The organism is Microbacterium sp. PMB16 (assembly GCF_051294855.1).
Lineage (GTDB): Bacteria > Actinomycetota > Actinomycetes > Actinomycetales > Microbacteriaceae > Microbacterium.
Genome location: NZ_CP145908.1, coordinates 3,293,757 through 3,309,223, shown reverse-complemented (window position 1 = coordinate 3,309,223; position 15,467 = coordinate 3,293,757). Strand labels below are relative to the sequence as shown.

21 protein-coding genes are annotated in these 15,467 nt (G+C 66.2%); 8 read left to right on the top strand and 13 right to left on the bottom strand.

The genetic code is table 11. The features are described 5' to 3' along the window. Positions 1 to 39: 39 nt before the first annotated feature. From V5D55_RS15895 to V5D55_RS15885, 3 genes are read left to right on the top strand one after another with little or no spacing between them, the layout of a single operon-like run. Positions 40 to 786, top strand: coding sequence for an SGNH/GDSL hydrolase family protein (locus tag V5D55_RS15895; protein WP_435749327.1), 747 nt, complete (start codon positions 40 to 42; stop codon positions 784 to 786). Continuing rightward, on the top strand, positions 783 to 950 hold the full coding sequence (locus V5D55_RS15890) for a hypothetical protein (protein WP_435744807.1): 168 nt from the start codon (positions 783 to 785) through the stop codon (positions 948 to 950). The genes V5D55_RS15895 and V5D55_RS15890 overlap by 4 nt, the downstream gene beginning before the upstream one ends. A gap of 20 nt (positions 951 to 970) precedes the next feature. Then, positions 971 to 1,702 (top strand): formylglycine-generating enzyme family protein, encoded by a 732-nt coding sequence (locus V5D55_RS15885; RefSeq protein WP_435744805.1) that lies wholly within the window; start codon positions 971 to 973, stop codon positions 1,700 to 1,702. A 5-nt stretch (positions 1,703 to 1,707) separates the two neighbouring features. On the opposite strand, the gene V5D55_RS15880 is transcribed toward V5D55_RS15885, so the two are convergent. The 4 genes from V5D55_RS15880 to V5D55_RS15865 are packed head-to-tail and all read right to left on the bottom strand — an operon-like array spanning position 1,708 to position 4,720. Then, a complete protein-coding gene (locus V5D55_RS15880) occupies positions 1,708 to 2,373 on the bottom strand; it encodes an alpha/beta hydrolase (protein WP_435744803.1) in 666 nt (221 codons plus the stop codon). After that, positions 2,370 to 2,789: a GNAT family N-acetyltransferase gene (locus tag V5D55_RS15875; RefSeq protein WP_435744801.1), complete on the bottom strand. Its 420-nt coding sequence runs from the start codon at positions 2,787 to 2,789 to the stop codon at positions 2,370 to 2,372. Before V5D55_RS15875 ends, V5D55_RS15880 begins: the two co-directional genes overlap by 4 nt. Positions 2,790 to 2,807: 18 nt before the next feature. Next, positions 2,808 to 4,133, bottom strand: coding sequence for an MFS transporter (locus V5D55_RS15870; protein ID WP_435744798.1), 1,326 nt, complete (start codon positions 4,131 to 4,133; stop codon positions 2,808 to 2,810). Between the two features lie 41 nt (positions 4,134 to 4,174). Further along, positions 4,175 to 4,720, bottom strand: a complete 546-nt coding sequence (locus V5D55_RS15865) for a GNAT family N-acetyltransferase (RefSeq protein ID WP_435744796.1) — start codon at positions 4,718 to 4,720, stop codon at positions 4,175 to 4,177. A gap of 71 nt (positions 4,721 to 4,791) precedes the next feature. Here V5D55_RS15865 and V5D55_RS15860 point away from each other — a divergent pair, with 71 nt between their 5' ends. Then, the gene (locus V5D55_RS15860; RefSeq protein WP_435744794.1) at positions 4,792 to 5,160 is read left to right on the top strand and encodes a VOC family protein; all 369 of its coding nucleotides are present in this window, start codon (positions 4,792 to 4,794) and stop codon (positions 5,158 to 5,160) included. Between the two features lie 48 nt (positions 5,161 to 5,208). Here V5D55_RS15860 and V5D55_RS15855 read toward each other — a convergent pair whose 3' ends face one another. Next, positions 5,209 to 5,493 (bottom strand): DUF1905 domain-containing protein, encoded by a 285-nt coding sequence (locus V5D55_RS15855; protein ID WP_435744792.1) that lies wholly within the window; start codon positions 5,491 to 5,493, stop codon positions 5,209 to 5,211. 20 nt (positions 5,494 to 5,513) lie between these two features. Then, positions 5,514 to 5,894: a DUF1761 family protein gene (locus V5D55_RS15850; protein ID WP_435744790.1), complete on the bottom strand. Its 381-nt coding sequence runs from the start codon at positions 5,892 to 5,894 to the stop codon at positions 5,514 to 5,516. A 74-nt stretch (positions 5,895 to 5,968) separates the two neighbouring features. On the opposite strand from V5D55_RS15850, the gene V5D55_RS15845 reads away from it, so the two are divergent. Then, positions 5,969 to 6,586, top strand: a complete 618-nt coding sequence (locus V5D55_RS15845; RefSeq protein WP_435744788.1) for a TetR/AcrR family transcriptional regulator — start codon at positions 5,969 to 5,971, stop codon at positions 6,584 to 6,586. On the opposite strand, the gene V5D55_RS15840 is transcribed toward V5D55_RS15845, so the two are convergent. Continuing rightward, positions 6,571 to 7,101: an AAA family ATPase gene (locus tag V5D55_RS15840; protein ID WP_435744786.1), complete on the bottom strand. Its 531-nt coding sequence runs from the start codon at positions 7,099 to 7,101 to the stop codon at positions 6,571 to 6,573. The genes V5D55_RS15845 and V5D55_RS15840 overlap by 16 nt on opposite strands. Beyond that, positions 7,098 to 7,742, bottom strand: coding sequence for a TetR/AcrR family transcriptional regulator (locus tag V5D55_RS15835; RefSeq protein WP_435744784.1), 645 nt, complete (start codon positions 7,740 to 7,742; stop codon positions 7,098 to 7,100). The genes V5D55_RS15840 and V5D55_RS15835 overlap by 4 nt, the downstream gene beginning before the upstream one ends. Before the next feature lie 117 nt (positions 7,743 to 7,859). Here V5D55_RS15835 and V5D55_RS15830 point away from each other — a divergent pair, with 117 nt between their 5' ends. Further along, on the top strand, positions 7,860 to 8,402 hold the full coding sequence (locus V5D55_RS15830; protein ID WP_435744781.1) for a dihydrofolate reductase family protein: 543 nt from the start codon (positions 7,860 to 7,862) through the stop codon (positions 8,400 to 8,402). Positions 8,403 to 8,428: 26 nt separating this feature from the next. On the opposite strand, the gene V5D55_RS15825 is transcribed toward V5D55_RS15830, so the two are convergent. Continuing rightward, positions 8,429 to 9,244 carry a phosphotransferase gene (locus V5D55_RS15825; RefSeq protein ID WP_435744779.1) on the bottom strand — a complete coding sequence of 272 codons (816 nt, stop codon included), beginning with the start codon at positions 9,242 to 9,244 and terminating at the stop codon, positions 8,429 to 8,431. A gap of 26 nt (positions 9,245 to 9,270) precedes the next feature. Here V5D55_RS15825 and V5D55_RS15820 point away from each other — a divergent pair, with 26 nt between their 5' ends. Then, positions 9,271 to 10,026: a peptidoglycan recognition protein family protein gene (locus V5D55_RS15820; protein ID WP_435744777.1), complete on the top strand. Its 756-nt coding sequence runs from the start codon at positions 9,271 to 9,273 to the stop codon at positions 10,024 to 10,026. Between the two features lie 65 nt (positions 10,027 to 10,091). Beyond that, positions 10,092 to 10,937 (top strand): class I SAM-dependent methyltransferase, encoded by an 846-nt coding sequence (locus V5D55_RS15815; protein WP_435744775.1) that lies wholly within the window; start codon positions 10,092 to 10,094, stop codon positions 10,935 to 10,937. Between the two features lie 2 nt (positions 10,938 to 10,939). Here the strand turns inward: V5D55_RS15815 and V5D55_RS15810 are convergent, their stop codons facing one another. The 4 genes from V5D55_RS15810 to V5D55_RS15795 form a co-directional block, all read right to left on the bottom strand. Beyond that, positions 10,940 to 12,040, bottom strand: a complete 1,101-nt coding sequence (locus V5D55_RS15810) for a serine hydrolase domain-containing protein (RefSeq protein ID WP_435744772.1) — start codon at positions 12,038 to 12,040, stop codon at positions 10,940 to 10,942. Between the two features lie 101 nt (positions 12,041 to 12,141). Continuing rightward, the gene (locus tag V5D55_RS15805) at positions 12,142 to 14,499 is read right to left on the bottom strand and encodes an ATP-binding cassette domain-containing protein (RefSeq protein WP_435744769.1); all 2,358 of its coding nucleotides are present in this window, start codon (positions 14,497 to 14,499) and stop codon (positions 12,142 to 12,144) included. A 28-nt stretch (positions 14,500 to 14,527) separates the two neighbouring features. Then, the gene (locus tag V5D55_RS15800) at positions 14,528 to 14,938 is read right to left on the bottom strand and encodes a VOC family protein (protein ID WP_435744767.1); all 411 of its coding nucleotides are present in this window, start codon (positions 14,936 to 14,938) and stop codon (positions 14,528 to 14,530) included. A gap of 5 nt (positions 14,939 to 14,943) precedes the next feature. Then, the gene (locus V5D55_RS15795; protein ID WP_435749326.1) at positions 14,944 to 15,342 is read right to left on the bottom strand and encodes a helix-turn-helix transcriptional regulator; all 399 of its coding nucleotides are present in this window, start codon (positions 15,340 to 15,342) and stop codon (positions 14,944 to 14,946) included. Between the last annotated feature and the right edge of the window lie 125 nt (positions 15,343 to 15,467).

The window sequence follows — 15,467 nt, the reverse complement described above, 5'->3', positions numbered from 1 at the left end:
GCTGTCCCCGGTCGGGAATAGGCTTGCTCGGTGGCAGATGTGCGTTTCGTGGCTATCGGTGACTCCTTCACGGAAGGGGTCGGCGACGTGTTGCCCGACGGACGGGAACGCGGCTGGGCCGATCTCGCCGCCCAGGGCTGGGCCGACGCGGCAGGGCATCCGATCCAGTACGCGAATCTCGCGATCCGCGGCAAGCTCGCGTGGCCGATCGTCGAACAGCAGCTGGAGCCCGCGCTCGCGCTGCGACCGACCCACCTCTCGTTCAACGGGGGCGGGAACGACATGCTGCGACCGCGCACTGACCTCGAGCACATCGCCGACGCGTTCAGCCGCGTGCTGCGACGCTGCGACGAAGAGGGCGTGACGATGATCCTGCTCTCCGGAGCGAACCCGAGCGGGCAACTGCCGATGGGTTCCCTGGTGCAGCGTCGCGGCGATCTGCTCTCCGAGGCTGTGCTGCGGCGGGTTGAGCACCGTCCCGACGTGGTTCGGGCGTTGAACTGGCCCGACCGCGAACTCGCCGATCCCGCGTACTGGTCGGAGGATCGGCTGCACATGAACGCGGCCGGGCACCATCGCGTGGCGGCGCGCGTCGTCCACGCCCTCGGCTTCGAACCGCCGGAGACCTGGTGGGCACCGAGCGAACGAGGAGGCGCGCGGCCGTCGGGATTCTCCTACTATCGCGAGCACGTCGGCCCGTGGGTCAGGCGGCGCGTGACCCGCACGTCCTCCGGCGACGGTCGCGCAGCGAAGTACCCGACGTGGGTCGAGCGGATTCCCTCGTGACGCGCCTGCACGGACGGCGGATGCCGCGCCGCAGCGTACAGCTGGACGTCGGCCTCTTCGTCTACGGCATCGGGATCGCGTTCCTGACACGGGGCATCGCCCGGAATGTTCCGCTCACGGAACCGGCGTCCACTCCCGCGGGCGAGACCCGGGTCGGGGGCTGACAGGCTTGTCGGATTTCGAGATGGCCCGGATGCCCGCAGGTTCGGTGACCCTGCACGATGCGCGCCGCAAGCTGCAGCGCACCGTGTCGCTGCAGCCGTTCGAGATCGGGGTCTACCCCGTGACGGAGGAGCAGCTGGCAGACGTGCTCGGCATCCCTGTCCGGCATCCATCTCGTCCTGCCGTCGATCTCAGCTGGCTGCGAGCCGTGCATTTCTGCAACGCCGCCTCCGAATGGGAGGGCTTCGATCCTGTCTACCTGTTCGACGGTGAGGATGTGAGCTGGGATGCGACCGCAGACGGCTACCGTCTGCCCACCGAGGCGGAGTGGGAGTTCGCCTGCCGCGCCGGATCGGTCGGGCCGCACTACGCACCGCTGGCGGATGCGGCGTGGACCAGCGCAGACGGCGTCGGCGAGCCTCAGAACGTGGGCGGCAAGATTCCGAATCTGAACGGGCTGTTCGACACCCTCGGCAACGTCTGGGAGTGGTGCTGGGACCTGCTCGACCCTGCCCGCTACGACGACTACCGGGTGTTCCGGGGTGGCGGCTTCGCCGACGATGCCTGGAGCGTGCGGGCATCGGTGCGCCGCGGGGGAGCGCCGCGCACGCATCACGATGACGTCGGGCTCCGACTGGCCCGGGGTGGGTTCGACACCTCGGACGAGGCGCAGGGATGGTCGGCGCGGGTGGATCGAGAGCGGGCTGCGTTCGACGGACCGCTCCCGTCTGGATGGACACCGCTTCGGCGCTGAGCGTCTCAGATCGCTGCGAGTTCCGACATCACGATGTCGGCCACGGCTTCGGGCCGGGAGATGTACGGGGAGTGATCCGCCGCCATCTCGGTCGTGTCTGTGCAGCGTCGAGAAAGAGCGCGTTGAACGTCCGGGTCGACCGCGCGATCTCGCGAACAGACGACGTAGTGGGAGCGAACTTCCTCCCACGCTGCCCGCCGGGGGACTCCACGGCCGTGTCCTGGAGCCTGAGCGATCAGCAGGTCGACGGCCCAGTCGGCGGTTCGAGTATCGGCATCCACATAGAGAGCGGCTCTCGCCAGACGCGGGTCGATGAAGGTTCCGCCGCCCGGATCGCGCCGCATCGCATCGTTCACGAGCGCTCCGCCCAGAGAGGCGCAGCTCTCGTCCGTCGACGGCACGAACGCCGCGAGGTAGACGAGCGATCGCACGCCGGTGAGCCCGGTGATCACCGCGCCTCCATAGCTGTGTCCGAGGACGAGCGGTGGCGATGGACAGGCATCGACGACGGCCTGCACAGCGGCGGTGTCGGCATCGAGTGACCCGCGGTGCAGAGTGGGCGCATGGGTGTCGACACCCCTGCGGCGGAGCTCCGCGGCAAGCAGGCTCATGTGCGCGCCCTGATGCCACAGCCCGTGGACGAGGACGACAGCCGCTTCGCCGGAGTTCATGGGTTCAGTATCTTGATCATGTACCGGTTCGGGTCTTCAGAGGGGGCGAAGCCGTACTGGGCGTAGAGGCCGTGCGCGTCGGCGGTCGCCAGCATGATGCGCTTCACCGGCAACGGCTCGAGGTCTGCGATGACCCCTTCCACCAGCATCTTGCCGACGCCGCTGCCGCGGGCGCTACCGTCGACGAAGACGTCGCACAGCCAGGCGAAGGTCACGGCATCCGTGACGACCCGCGCGTACGCGACCTGCTCGCCGTCGGCACTCCAGACGCTGTAGTTGCGCGACGCATCGATGGCGGCGTCCTGCGTCTCACGCGACCTGCCGAGCGCCCAGTACGCCTGTTCGCTCAACCAGGCATGCACTCGGGCGCGGTCGATGAGGGAGGAATCGGTGGAGAAGGTGAAGCCGGAGAGCATGCTTCATCCTACGAGCCCTCAGCGGCGCTTCTCCGGGTCCAGTCCGATGCGGATGCGCGTGTGCTTCCGCTCGATCAGGATGAAGATGATCCCGAGGATCCACAGCGGGAGGGGCATCAGGAAGGCGATCCGGAACGCGTCCAGCGTGTAGGTCTCCGGTGTTCCCGCGCCCTGGATGTCGAGCGCGAGGCCGATCAGGAAGATCGCGATCAGCGCGGCGATGAAGCCCCCTGCATTGGTGACGCCCGTCGCGGTGCTCAGGCGGTGACTCGGGTTGTGCGTGCGCGCATGATCGAAGGCGATCATCGAGGCAGGGCCTCCGGTGGCCAGCGCCACGGCGAGGACGTAGAGCAACCAGAGCGGAGCGGGTCCGGGCAGGATCAGCACGACGATCCACGCGACCATCTGCACGCCGACAGCCGGGAGCACGAGCGCGAGCGAGCGGTAGTTGGGAAGCCGGCGAGACAGATCTCCGATCACCGGCCCCAAGACCATGCCTGCAACGACGTAGACCGAGATGATGCCAGCCGCATGCGCGGTGTCGAGGCCCTGAGCCGCTGTCAGGAACGGCATGCCCCAGAGGAGGATGAACGCCGTGCCGGCGAACGGCGAGGTGAAATGAGACCAGAACGCCAAGCGCGTTCCGGGGTGTGCCCAGGCGGCACGGATGCCGACCCCGGTGTCGATCGCCGAGGTCACGACGCGGATGACTCCGGTGTCGGTGTTCACCGTCACGTCAGCGTCACGCTCCGGCGGGTGATTGCGGATGATGAGAGCGACGAGGATCGCGAACAGCACGCCGAGACCCGCGACGCTGCCGAAGGTGATCGTCCAGGTCGTGGCGTGGAGCAGTGCGGCCAGCGGCACGAGGGCGATCAGCTGCCCTGCTTGCCCCACGATGCCGGTGAACTGCACCATGAGCGGTCCCCGCTGGGCGGGGAACCACGTCGCGACCAGACGGAGGACCGCTGGGAAGATCGCCGCATCGCCCGCGCCGAGCAGGATGCGGGCGATGATCGCGATCCCGACGCTCGGGGAGAGGGCCATGGTCAGTTGACCGGCGGCCATCAGCAGCATGCCGACGGTCATGATCGGTCGCGAACCGTAGCGGTCGAGCAGGACGCCGATGGGGATCTGCATGCCTCCGTAGACCGCGAGCTGCACGACCGCGAAGAGCGCGAGCGTCGACGCGTCAGCGTGGAAACGATCGGCCGCCTCGACCCCGACCGCGCCGAGCGAGGTTCGGTTCGTGATCGCGAGGACGTATGCGGCGACGCCGACCGACCAGACCAGCCATGCCCGCCATTCTGGAGTCGAGATGGGGGAGTGGGAGACCTGCGGCACCCTTCAACGCTACTCCTGTGGCGGGTTGCGCGTTCGCGCCGTCAATCGTTGAGACGGATGCCCATCACCTGGATCGCCCGCGTCTCGGTGACGCGGACGGCAGGGTCGACGACCTTCCAGCCGAGTCCGGAGTAGAGCCTCTGGGCAGGGAAGGCGTCTTGATAGCAGCCCAGCAAGGCGATGCCGTACGGGAGGTCGTGAAGCACGGCGTCCATCAACGCAGCGGCGAGGCCCCGGCGCCGGTGTGAAGCGGCGACCGCGAGTTCGGCGACTGAGAAGCACTCGGGGTGCAGCCACTCGCGCTTCGCATCCGCGGGCAGCGCTGCCTCAAGTCGATCCCACCACCAGTCACCCCGGGCGACACCCGAGCCCAGCACGAGGCCGACCACATGCGAATCTTCTGTCGCGATGAGGAGGCGGGGCTCGGGCTTCTCGACGGCGTAGCGCTGTGCGCGGGATTCGAAGCTCGCGGCGCTCTCGGAGCGATCCTCGTCGTACGGAGGCTCGGTGAAGACTTCTGCGTAGAGCTCGGCGGCGTGCGACAGCTGTTCATCGCTGCCGTCCCATGCGGCGATTGTGAAGGTCATGACGATCACCCTGCCACTGGGGTGCGACCTCGGGTGCGCAGAGTGTCGGATGCAGTCGCTACGGTGAGCACATGACGCCTCAGCCTGTGCACCATTCCCTCGACTACACCGAACTCGTCGTCACCGACCTCGCCGCAGCCAGGAAGTTCTACACCGAAGCCTTCGGCTGGTCATTCGTCGACTACGGCCCCGGCTACGCGGGTATCGCGTCACCGAGCGGGGACGGCAGCGAGGTGGGCGGACTCCTGGTGGCCGACGAGCCGCGTCCCGTCGGGGGCCCGCTCGTGCTGCTGTACTCGGCCGACCTCGATGCCACGATGGACGCGATCACGGCAGCCGGAGGCACGATCCTCCAGCTGCCCTACGAGTTCCCGGGTGGCCGGCGCCTGCACTTCTCCGACCCGAGCGGCAACGAGCTCGGAGTCTGGGCTTCGCAGTAGCCGCATCCGACGGGGCGGTGCAGGCATCTGATCTGCCTGTGTGGTCGATCAGTTGAGCCGTTCGGTCAAGCGGACTGTCACGTCGTCGCCGTCCGTCTTCCCGATCCGCTTGCGGATGGCCGCAGCGACCGGCAGTTTGTGAGTGCCGTCGCCCAGTGCCATGAACGCACCGCGGAAGGGTTCGCCGTCGACAGTGCCGGCGACCTTCACCAGCCCGCGGGTACCGAAGACATCCGCGGAGTCGGGCAGCTGCACACAGGTCCAGGTGTCACCTTCTCGGACCTTGCCGAGCGTGGCGACGAACGTGATGTCGAGGGAAGTGGGTTCGGTCATGATTTCCTCCGATTATGGGGTCAGACGAAGAGTCCGACGAGGGTGCCGATCAGAGCGAGTTTGACGACCCAGTCGGCGAGATGGATTGCGGCGGCCGACAGTGCTGTGTTCTCGTGCACGACGCCACCCATGAGCAGGGTGAGCGGCAGCACCGACAGTGCGAGCCCCAGAAGCATTCCGGCGATCGGGCCGTGCCAGTCCGCTGCGATCAGGATGCCCACGATCAGACACGAGGCGATGAGGCTGCGAATCAGCACCGACGCCATCTGCACCATCATCGACAGTCCGGGGCGCGGGGTGCTGGTGCGCGCGACGGTCGCGGCCACCGGGGGAATGGCGTACAGCGCCGCACTGGCGATGAACGATGCCACCGTGGCGATGGCGATGCCGAGAACGATCATGTCGACTCCTTTAGTACTGATTGGTACCGAGAGTAGGCTCGCTATTTAGAACTGTCAAGTACTAAAGTGGGATCATGGCAATCGCATCTCGGACGCCCGGTCGCCCAGCCGGCCGCACAGGGGAGGATCTCCTCGCGGTGGCGCGTGACCTGTTCCTCGAACGCGGGTATGGAGGAACCTCCATGGAAGAGGTCGCGAAGCGTGCGCAGATCTCGAAGGCGTCGCTGTACCGCGAACACCCCTCCAAGACGGCACTGTATGAAGCGGTCGTGCGTCATTGGGCCGAGTCCGGGCGCCACGCCATGCGGCCCGCCCTGGAACGCCTGGAGAGCTCCGACGACCTGCGCTTTGGCCTCATCGATCTGGCGGAGGTCATGCGCACCGGCATCCTGAGCGAACCCGTCCTCGCCATGCGCCGACTCGTCATCGCTGAGGCTGTCACACAGCCCGAGGTGGCGAGGATGTACCTCGAGGAGAGTTGGAACAGCAACATCCGCAACCTCGCGGCGACCCTGCGCGCCGTGGCGGAGAAGCACGGCCTGAATCTCGGCGACCCGGACGCTGCGGCAGCCGACTTCACCTGGCTCGTGATCGGGTCGCCCCTGAACGCCCGGCTGCTCGCGGGCGATGCCGCCGCGCCGCCGGTCACCCGAGCGATCGATCTCTTCCTCGCCGGCTACGGGGTGCGCTGAACCGAGAGATCGCTCAAGATCATCGCCACGATGTCCGCAGTGGCGGCATCCGCACCGATGCGGCGTTCGTCGAACCAGGGGAGTGGCTGCCACCCGTCGTGCCACTCACGAATCTTCCCCTCGCTGATGACTTGTCCGAGAGGTCGGGCGGCATGCCGACGTAGCGTTTCGGCGATGCCGAGGTCGAACTGACAGATCGCGGTCGAACCAATGTGCTCCTGATGGAGGCGCTCGAACGGCGCCGAGTAGTCGCGAAGGTTGAAAATCCCGTCAAGGACGACGTCGTACCCGAGTTCCAGGGCCTGTCGCGCGGTGGCGACGATGACGACGCTCGCGTCGCGCGACCGTTCGCGAGAGTCGGGGTTGCTCAGCAACTCGCGGCGGACGTAGTCCTGATGAATGACCGCGACCTTCGCACCCAACTCCGGCCGGAGTGCGAGCGCGGTGGTCGTCTTGCCCGAGGCTGCGTCACCCCGGATGATCACGAGACGAGTGGAGCGCGTTCCGACGGTCATGTGTTCATCGTCCCGGACTTATCTCCGGCGTAGCGAGCAGCGGTCGTCCTGGCCGCCTCCTCGACGGTGTGCTGGATCTCCTCCGCCGTCAGCGCCCAGCCGACGTGGACGAGCCGAGGCCAGAAGACCACGGTCGAGATCATGCCGAGGAACTGCGCAGAAGCGACATCGAAATCGTCGATGTGCGTCATGCCGCTGGCGTTGTTCGACTCGAGGAAGGCCCTGAGCGCACGCAGGACAGGCAGCGTCCCGAAGTTGAACGTCTGGTCGCGCAACTCAGGGAATCGGGCCGATTCGGTGATCACCGCACGGATCAGGTCTGCCATCCGGGGACGACCGAGCACCTCGGCGTACGCCATTCCAAGGACGACGAGGCCCGAATGAAAGTCACCAGCCGGCGGCTCGGCGACTTCTGTGTCCTCGGCGTCGCCCGCTCCGAGCACCATGGCCTCGAAGAGCTCTGCCTTCGTCGGGAACTGCTTGAACAGCGTCGCCTTCGAGACGCCCGCTCGGTCTGCGACCTTCGCCAGTGACGTCCGCTCGTACCCGAGTTCGAGGAACAGCTGTGTTGCAGCCTCGAGGATCGCCGCCCGGTTGTCGGCTGCGACTTGGCGGTGATAGGCGGAGAGCTCGCGCGGCATGGGTCCATTATGCCCTAGAGGTGAGTCGCTTGACTCACGATTCGCCGGAGGCTACTCTCGCCTTAAGGTGAGTCATTCAACTCACCTTAAGGGATGCGATCTCTCACGGAGGAAACAATGGCGAAGGTGCTGATTCACGCGACGGTATCACTGGACGGATTCATGGCCGACGAGAGCGGGGGAGTCGACTGGATGAATGGATTCGCCGTCGATCCTGCGGATGAGACGGTGGTCACGGGCGTCGTCGGGAGCATCGGCGCAGTCGTCGGGGGCGCGAACAAGACGCAGACGATCGAAGACGGAGAGGTTCCCTATGGCGGCATCATCGGGGCGCCGGTCTTCCTGATGACCCACAGCGCGCACGAGCCGATCGTGAAGGACGGCATCACCTACAACTTCGTCGTCGAAGACGTCACCGAGGCCGTGAACGCCGCCAAGCACGCGGCGGGGGAGAAGTGGGTGAGCGTGCTCGGCGGAAGCGTCTCCCGGCAATGCCTGGAGAGAGGGCTCGTGGACGAGATCGTGCTGGACGTCGTGCCGATCCTGCTCGGACGCGGGATCTCGTTGTTCACAGGGCTGAGCGAGCACATCACTCTCGAGCGCGCAGAGACATCTGCGTTCGCGAGCGAGGTTCATCTGCGGTACCGCGTGCTCGCCTGAGAACAACAGACCGGCGAGCGATGCGGTCAGCTGATGAGCTTCAAGAAGTGGTTGGCCTGGGCCTCGGTCGTACCGGAAGGGTTTCGAGAGAATCCGCCGTTGCCGGGGAGAAGCATCACCAACCAGAAGGCCGCCCACAGCGGGCGGTAGGCGTGCATGCGCTCGCGGTCATCCGCCGACAGACCGACGGCGACGGAGAGCGCGTCGGGGTCGAAGACGCCGGCGAGGCGGCCCGCCAAGTGCTCGACGTGATCGGCCAGGTCGTACGCCGGGTCCGTGAGGCCGCCGTCTTCGAAATCCACGAGGCGGCATGCGCGACCGTCCCACATGATGTTCGCGGGGTTGAGGTCGGATATCCCGAGCCCGGTGAGTCGTGGGATCGGCATGCCATCGGCCCGAGACAACCATTCGCGCGCGGCGTCGACACTGTCGGCGACCAGTGCAGCGTCTCGACAGGGGGAGAGGTCGCGCCCCTCGCTCAACCAGCCACCGAGCGCTCCGGGGAGCGTCGACGGTCCATGACGACGCTCTGCGATACCCGCGGCCGTGACGGCTTCGGCGGGGATGTCATAGAGGCTGCGCAGCGTGCGTCCGAGCGACGCCGTCTGCGCACTCGTCAGCGCCGTCCCACCGAGGGGATCACCGGGCAGCCGTTCCATGATCACCACAGGATGACCATCCTCACTCTCACGCCGCAGCGGCCGAGGTGCGATCCCGGGAGCATGTCGCTGGATGAGCTCGAGACAGAGCCACTCACGGTCGGCTTCGCCGTCGGCCCAACTCACGAACCTCTTGCGAACCTCGGCGCCGGTGAACTGCAGGTCGTGGGTGTGGGACTGCATGCGCCTCAGCCTAGGAGAATAGGCGGATGCCGCACTCCCAGTCGCCAGACCCCGCCGCGCACGGTTCGGCGCATACCCGTCGGCGCTTCCTCATCGCTGCGGGTGCGGGCGTCACTGTGACCGCGGCGGGAATCTGGCTCGCCGTGACGCCCGAGGGCTCAGGCGGCACGGCCGCGCACCCGGACAACCCGAGGGGACTGACGCAATACGATCCCGTCTACCCGCGCGCAGTGAGCGGGCTCGAAGCACCCTTGGGCTTCGACGAGTGTGCGCATCCCACGACACGGGCGAGCCGTGACACGGCGGGAAGCGACCGCCACTCGGTCACCCCGGTCATCGACCGGTTCGTCATTCACCACACCGGCACGACGGCCGACCAGCTGGACTTCCTCTCGCGTTGCAACAAGCGATCCTCAGCGCCCACGTTCTATCTGCGGCACGACGGGTCCGTCATCGAACTGATTCGCCCCGGCGCGAAACCTTCGTCGACCGGCGCCGATTGGAACTGGCGCTCGGTGGCGGTGGAGACCCTGAACGCGACCGGGGCGCCAGATTATGCCGTGACAGCGGCACAGCTGGAAGAACTCGCACAGATGATCGCGTGGCTCGCAACATACGACGGCAAGCGTCTGGATGGCGTGCCGGTGTCGTTCACGATCGACAGGGACCACGTCATCACCCACCAGGAGACATGGTCGGGGACCGAATGCCCCGGCCCGTATCTGCAATCCCGGGTAGACGACATCGTGGCACGTGCTCAGCAGATCTTCCGGACGATCTGACATAATGTGCATTATCGGCCTATATCCAAGCGGGGGTGCGGGGCTGCCTGGCTAGGCTTTCCCACATGAACGGAAGCAACGTCGATATCGACTGGGATGCCGCACGTCGAGCAAATCTGCAGAACTGGGACGACCGCGTGCCGCTGCATGAGTCGGCGTACGGACTCGACGCGTATGACGATCCGAAGTATCTGAGCGATGTCATCCGTCAGGATCTTCCCGTCCTCGAAGCTTTCCTGCCCGACAACACCGTCGCCGGGCTCGATCTCTGCCACCTGCAGTGCCACATCGGCACCGACACCGTTTCGCTCGCCCGCGCCGGCGCCACCGTCACCGGCGTGGACTTCTCACGCCCGGCACTCGACGTCGCGGCGCAGCTCGCTCGACGCACCGGCGTGGCGGCGACCTGGGTCGAGACCGACGTGCTCGACGCCCGCGCCGCCGTCGACGGCGAGTTCGACATCGTGTACACCAGCATCGGCACGATCACGTGGCTGTCCGACCTCGACCGCTGGGCGGCGCAGATCGCCGCGCTGCTCCGCCCCGGAGGCACATTCTTCATCCGCGACGGACACCCGGCGCTCTACGCGCTCGACGAAGAGGCTGCGACGCTCACCACTCGCTACCCGTACTTCGGCAACGGGCGCGCGCAGCAATGGGACGACGACTCCACCTACGTCGGCGACGGAAAGGTGGAACATCCGCACACGTTCGAATGGCCGCATCCGTTGTCGGAGATCCTCGGTTCGCTGCTCCGCGCCGGGCTTCGGTTGCTCCATTTCGACGAGGGACGCACACTCCCCTGGCGCTTCAGCCCGCGGATGGTCGAGGTGGGCGAAGATTTCGCTTGGCCCGAGTCGGAACGCGACCTCATCCCCTGCACGTACACGATCGTCGCGCGCCGGGACTGACCTCAGGGCGTGGCGTACAGGTGCTCGCGCAAAACGCCCGCCGCTGCCGACGCGACGCTCTCATCCGCCCCGCCCTCCGGGTCGGCGCCCGCGACGAAGATGATGTCGCCGTGGTCGGCATAGAGTGACCACTCGGCCGAGAACACGTCGTTCCCACCGTCGTGCCAGTAGATCCGACCGAGCTTCGGAACGTCCTGCACGACCAGTCCGTACCCGTAGAAGCTCTCGGCAGACTCGTCTTCCGCGATGTGCGCTTTCTGCAGCCGTGCGAGCGAGGAATCGGCGAGCAGCTTGCCCGACGTCAACGCATGGAGGAATTCGACGACGGTGGTGGCGGTCGTGACGAGTCCCCCGTTGCCGATGAGATGCCACGACGCGTCATGGCCGCCCCAGCTCGCATCGAGAATACTCTCCCCCGTCGTTGAGCGCAGCGCCCGCTTCGCGTCGTAGGACGAGAGGTAGCCGATGCCGCCGAGTCCGGCGGGCGCAAGGACACGGTCGCTCAGATACTTCTCATACGACAGACCACTGCGAACCTCGATGATCGCCGCGAGGATCGAGTAGCCGACGTTGGAGTACGCGTATCGGCTTCCAGGTTTCTGGAGCAGTCGCGAATCGAAAGCGCGCGCGAGGAACTCGTCTCGATCGAGCTGCTCGAAGTCGTCGCCGACGGATTCGACGAGACCGCTGCTGTGCGTGAGCAGCTGCTCCACCGTGATGCCGGCCTTGTCTGCCGGAACGCCTGGAAACACGTCCGAGAGCGTCTCATCGAGACCGACCTTGCCCTGTTCGACCAGCTTCGAGACCGCAACGCCCGTGACCGTCTTCGTTATCGACCCGATGTCGACCAGCGTCTCCTCGGGTGACACCCCATCAGACGCGAGCGCACCGAACTCGCGCACCGTCGCCGGCTTTCCACCGAGCGACACCGAGACCACCACCGGGACGTCCTTCCGGTCGAGCACCTCGAGGGCCTTCGCCAGCCGATTCCCCTTCGACAGCAGGGCCGACTCTCGGGGATCGGGCACGAGCGCACCGCAGCCGGTGAGCGACAGCACGAGCACGAGCAGGGAGGCGGTCAGGAGGCGTGAAGAACGATGCACGCCCCGATGCTAGAGCGCCGGGGCCGCCGAACCGGCGTTCATAGCGAAGTGAGAAGAAGCTGTCGGCTGGCCCACAAACACGACGCCGGATCGGACGGCTCTCAGGCGCCGACGTACTCTGCGAGGTGCTCCCCCGTTACCGTCGACTTTTGGGATACCAAATCACTCGGCGTACCCTCGAACACGATCTTTCCCCCGTCGTGTCCCGCACCCGGACCGATGTCGATGATCCAATCCGCATGCGCCATCACCGCTTGATGATGCTCGATCACGATCACGGTCTTGCCCGATTCCACGAGTCTGTCCAGCAGACCGAGGATCTTGTCGACATCTGCCAGATGGAGCCCCGTCGTGGGCTCATCGAGGACGTAGACGTCACCCTTCTCCCCCATCTGGATCGCGAGCTTGATGCGCTGTCGCTCTCCCCCGGAAAGCGTGGACAGCGGCTGTCCCAGCGACAGATAGCCGAGGCCGACGTCGTCCAATCGACCGAGGATCGCCGTCACCGCGGGGATCTTCGCCTCTCCCTCGGAGAAGAAGACACGCGCCTCGGAGACCGGCAGATCGAGCACCTGCGTGATGTCCTTGCCGGCCAGCTTGTACTCGAGCACGCTCGCCTGGAAGCGCTTGCCACCGCAGTCCTCGCACGGAGTCTCGATCGTGTCCATGAATCCGAGCTCGGTGATGATGACGCCCGCACCCTTGCACGTCGGGCAAGCGCCTTCGGAGTTCGCGCTGAACAGCGCCGGCTTGACGCCGTTCGCCTTCGCGAACGCTTTGCGGATCGGCTCCAGCAGACCGGTGTAGGTCGCAGGATTGCTTCGCCGCGATCCCTTGATCGCACCCTGATCGATCGCGACGACACCTTCCCGGCGCGACACCGACCCGTGGATCAGCGAGCTCTTGCCCGAACCGGCGACGCCCGTCACCACGGTGAGAACCCCGGTCGGGATGTCGACGTCGACGTCGCGGAGGTTGTTGGCGGTCGCGCCCCGAACCTCGATCGCACCGCCACTCGACCGCACCGACTCCTTCAGCTGCGCCCGATCCTCGAGATGATCTCCGGTGCGCGTGCCGCTGGACTTGAGTCCCTCCACCGTGCCTTCGAAGCAGATCTGCCCTCCGGCGCTGCCGGCGCCCGGGCCGAGATCGACCACATGGTCGCCGATCGCGATCGTCTCGGGCTTGTGCTCGACGACGAGGACTGTGTTCCCCTTGTCGCGCAGCTTCAGCAGCAACCCGTTCATCCGCTGGATGTCGTGGGGATGGAGGCCGATCGTCGGCTCGTCGAAGATGTAGGTCACGTCGGTGAGCGACGAACCGAGGTGCCGCAGCATCTTGATGCGCTGCGCCTCTCCCCCGGACAGCGTCCCGGACGGCCGCTCGAGACTCAGATACCCGAGACCGAGCGTGACGAAGGCGTCGAGGTTGGCACTGAGCGCCTCGAGCAGGGGGCCTGCGCCGGGAAGGTCGAGACCGCGAACCCAGGCCGCCAGGTCGGTCACCTGCATGCGGCACGCATCGGCGATGCTGATGCCGTCGATCTTCGACGACCGTGCCCCTTCCGTCAGACGCGTGCCATCGCACTCCGGGCACACCGCGAACGTCGCGACGCGCTCGACGAAGGCACGGATGTGCGGCTGCAGAGCATCGAGGTCTTTCGACAGCATCGACTTGGTGATCTTCGGGATCAGCCCCTCGTAGGTCATGTTGATCCCCGAGATCTTGACCTTGGTCACCTCGCCGTAGAGGAGCAGATGCCGCTGCTTCTCGGTGAACTCAGAGATCGGCTTATCCGCCGGATAGAAGCCCGACGCGGAGAAGCCCTTCACCATCCAGCCGTCCGCCGTGTACCCGGGCACCATGATCGCGCCTTCGTCGAGAGACTTCGATTCGTCGACGATCTGCGACAGGTCGAGATCGGACACCGCTCCCCTGCCCTCGCACCGCGGGCACATGCCGCCCAGGTAGATCGCATCCTTCACGATCTTCTTCTCGCCGCCGGGTCCGGTCATCACACCGCTCGCCCGCTGCGTCGGGATGTTGAAGGAGAAAGCAGTGGAACCGCCGATGTACGGCTTTCCGAGCTTGCTGAACAGGATGCGCAGCATCGCGTTCGCGTCGGTCACCGTGCCCACCGTCGATCGCGGGTTCGCACCGAGTCGCTCCTGATCGACGATGATCGCCGTCGTGAGACCCTCGAGCACGTCGACATCCGGTCGAGGAACGGACGGCATGAAGCCCTGCACGAAGGCGCTGTAGGTCTCATCGATCATCCGCCGCGATTCGGCGGCGATCGTGTCGAACACCAGCGAGCTCTTCCCCGATCCCGAGACGCCGGTGAAGACGGTGAGACGGCGCTTCGGAATGTCGACGCTGACATCTTTCAGATTGTTCTCGCGTGCGCCCTGCACTCGGATCATGTCGTGGGTGTCGGCGGGATGCTCGGTCGCGGTCATCGGCGTCCTTCTGGTCGGGGCTGAGGGCTCAGCCGGCCTGGTTGATACGGAGTAGATTGCCTGCCGGGTCGCGGAAGGCGCAGTCACGCACGCCATAGGGCTGATCCATGGGCTCCTGAACGACGTCGGCCCCCTGTTCGACAAGACGCTCGAAGAGCTCGTCGAGGTCGTCACTGGCCAGAGTGAGCGCGCCGTAGCTGCCCTTCGCGATCAGCTCGAGGATCGTCTGGCGCTCGGTGTCGGTGATCCCGGGATCTGTTGCCGGCGGATGCAGGACGATCGAGGTCTCCGGCTGACCCGCTGGGCCCACCGTGAGCCAGCGGAGTCCGTCATAGCCGACATCGTTGCGCACCTCGAACCCGAGGGCGTCGCGATAGAAGCCGAGAGCCGCGTCGGCGTCGGTGTGAGGGAGGAAGGCGTAGTGGATGCTGATCTTCATGGTGTTCACGTTAGATGCGCGTCGGTGCGCGGTGCTTCTTGATTCCTGATCGGTCTGGTCACGTGCTTGGCCTGAAACGACGGGATCCCGTCGACGTTGGCAGCGCGTTCACGGTACACCCGGGGTGAGACACCGACGAGTTCCGTGAACCGCGTGCTGAACGTGCCGAGTGATGAGCATCCGACTTCGAAGCACACGTCCGTCACGCTCAGATCGCCGCGGCGCAGCAGAGCCATGGCCCGCTCGATGCGGCGAGTCATCAGATAGGAGTATGGCGACTCACCGTACGCCTCCCGGAACTGGCGGCTGAGATGGCCGGCCGACATGTGCACTCCGCGTGCCAGAGCCTCCACATCCAGGGGCTTCGCGTACTCACGATCGATCCGGTCTCTGACCTTCCGCATCACGACGAGCTCGCGGATTCTGGCATCGTCCACGGCGGTCACGAGTCGATCCTGCCATGTCGCCGCGAGACGCGGGGTGACTGTCCGCGACCTGCATCGCGATCCCTCTCCCCTCAGCGATCGCG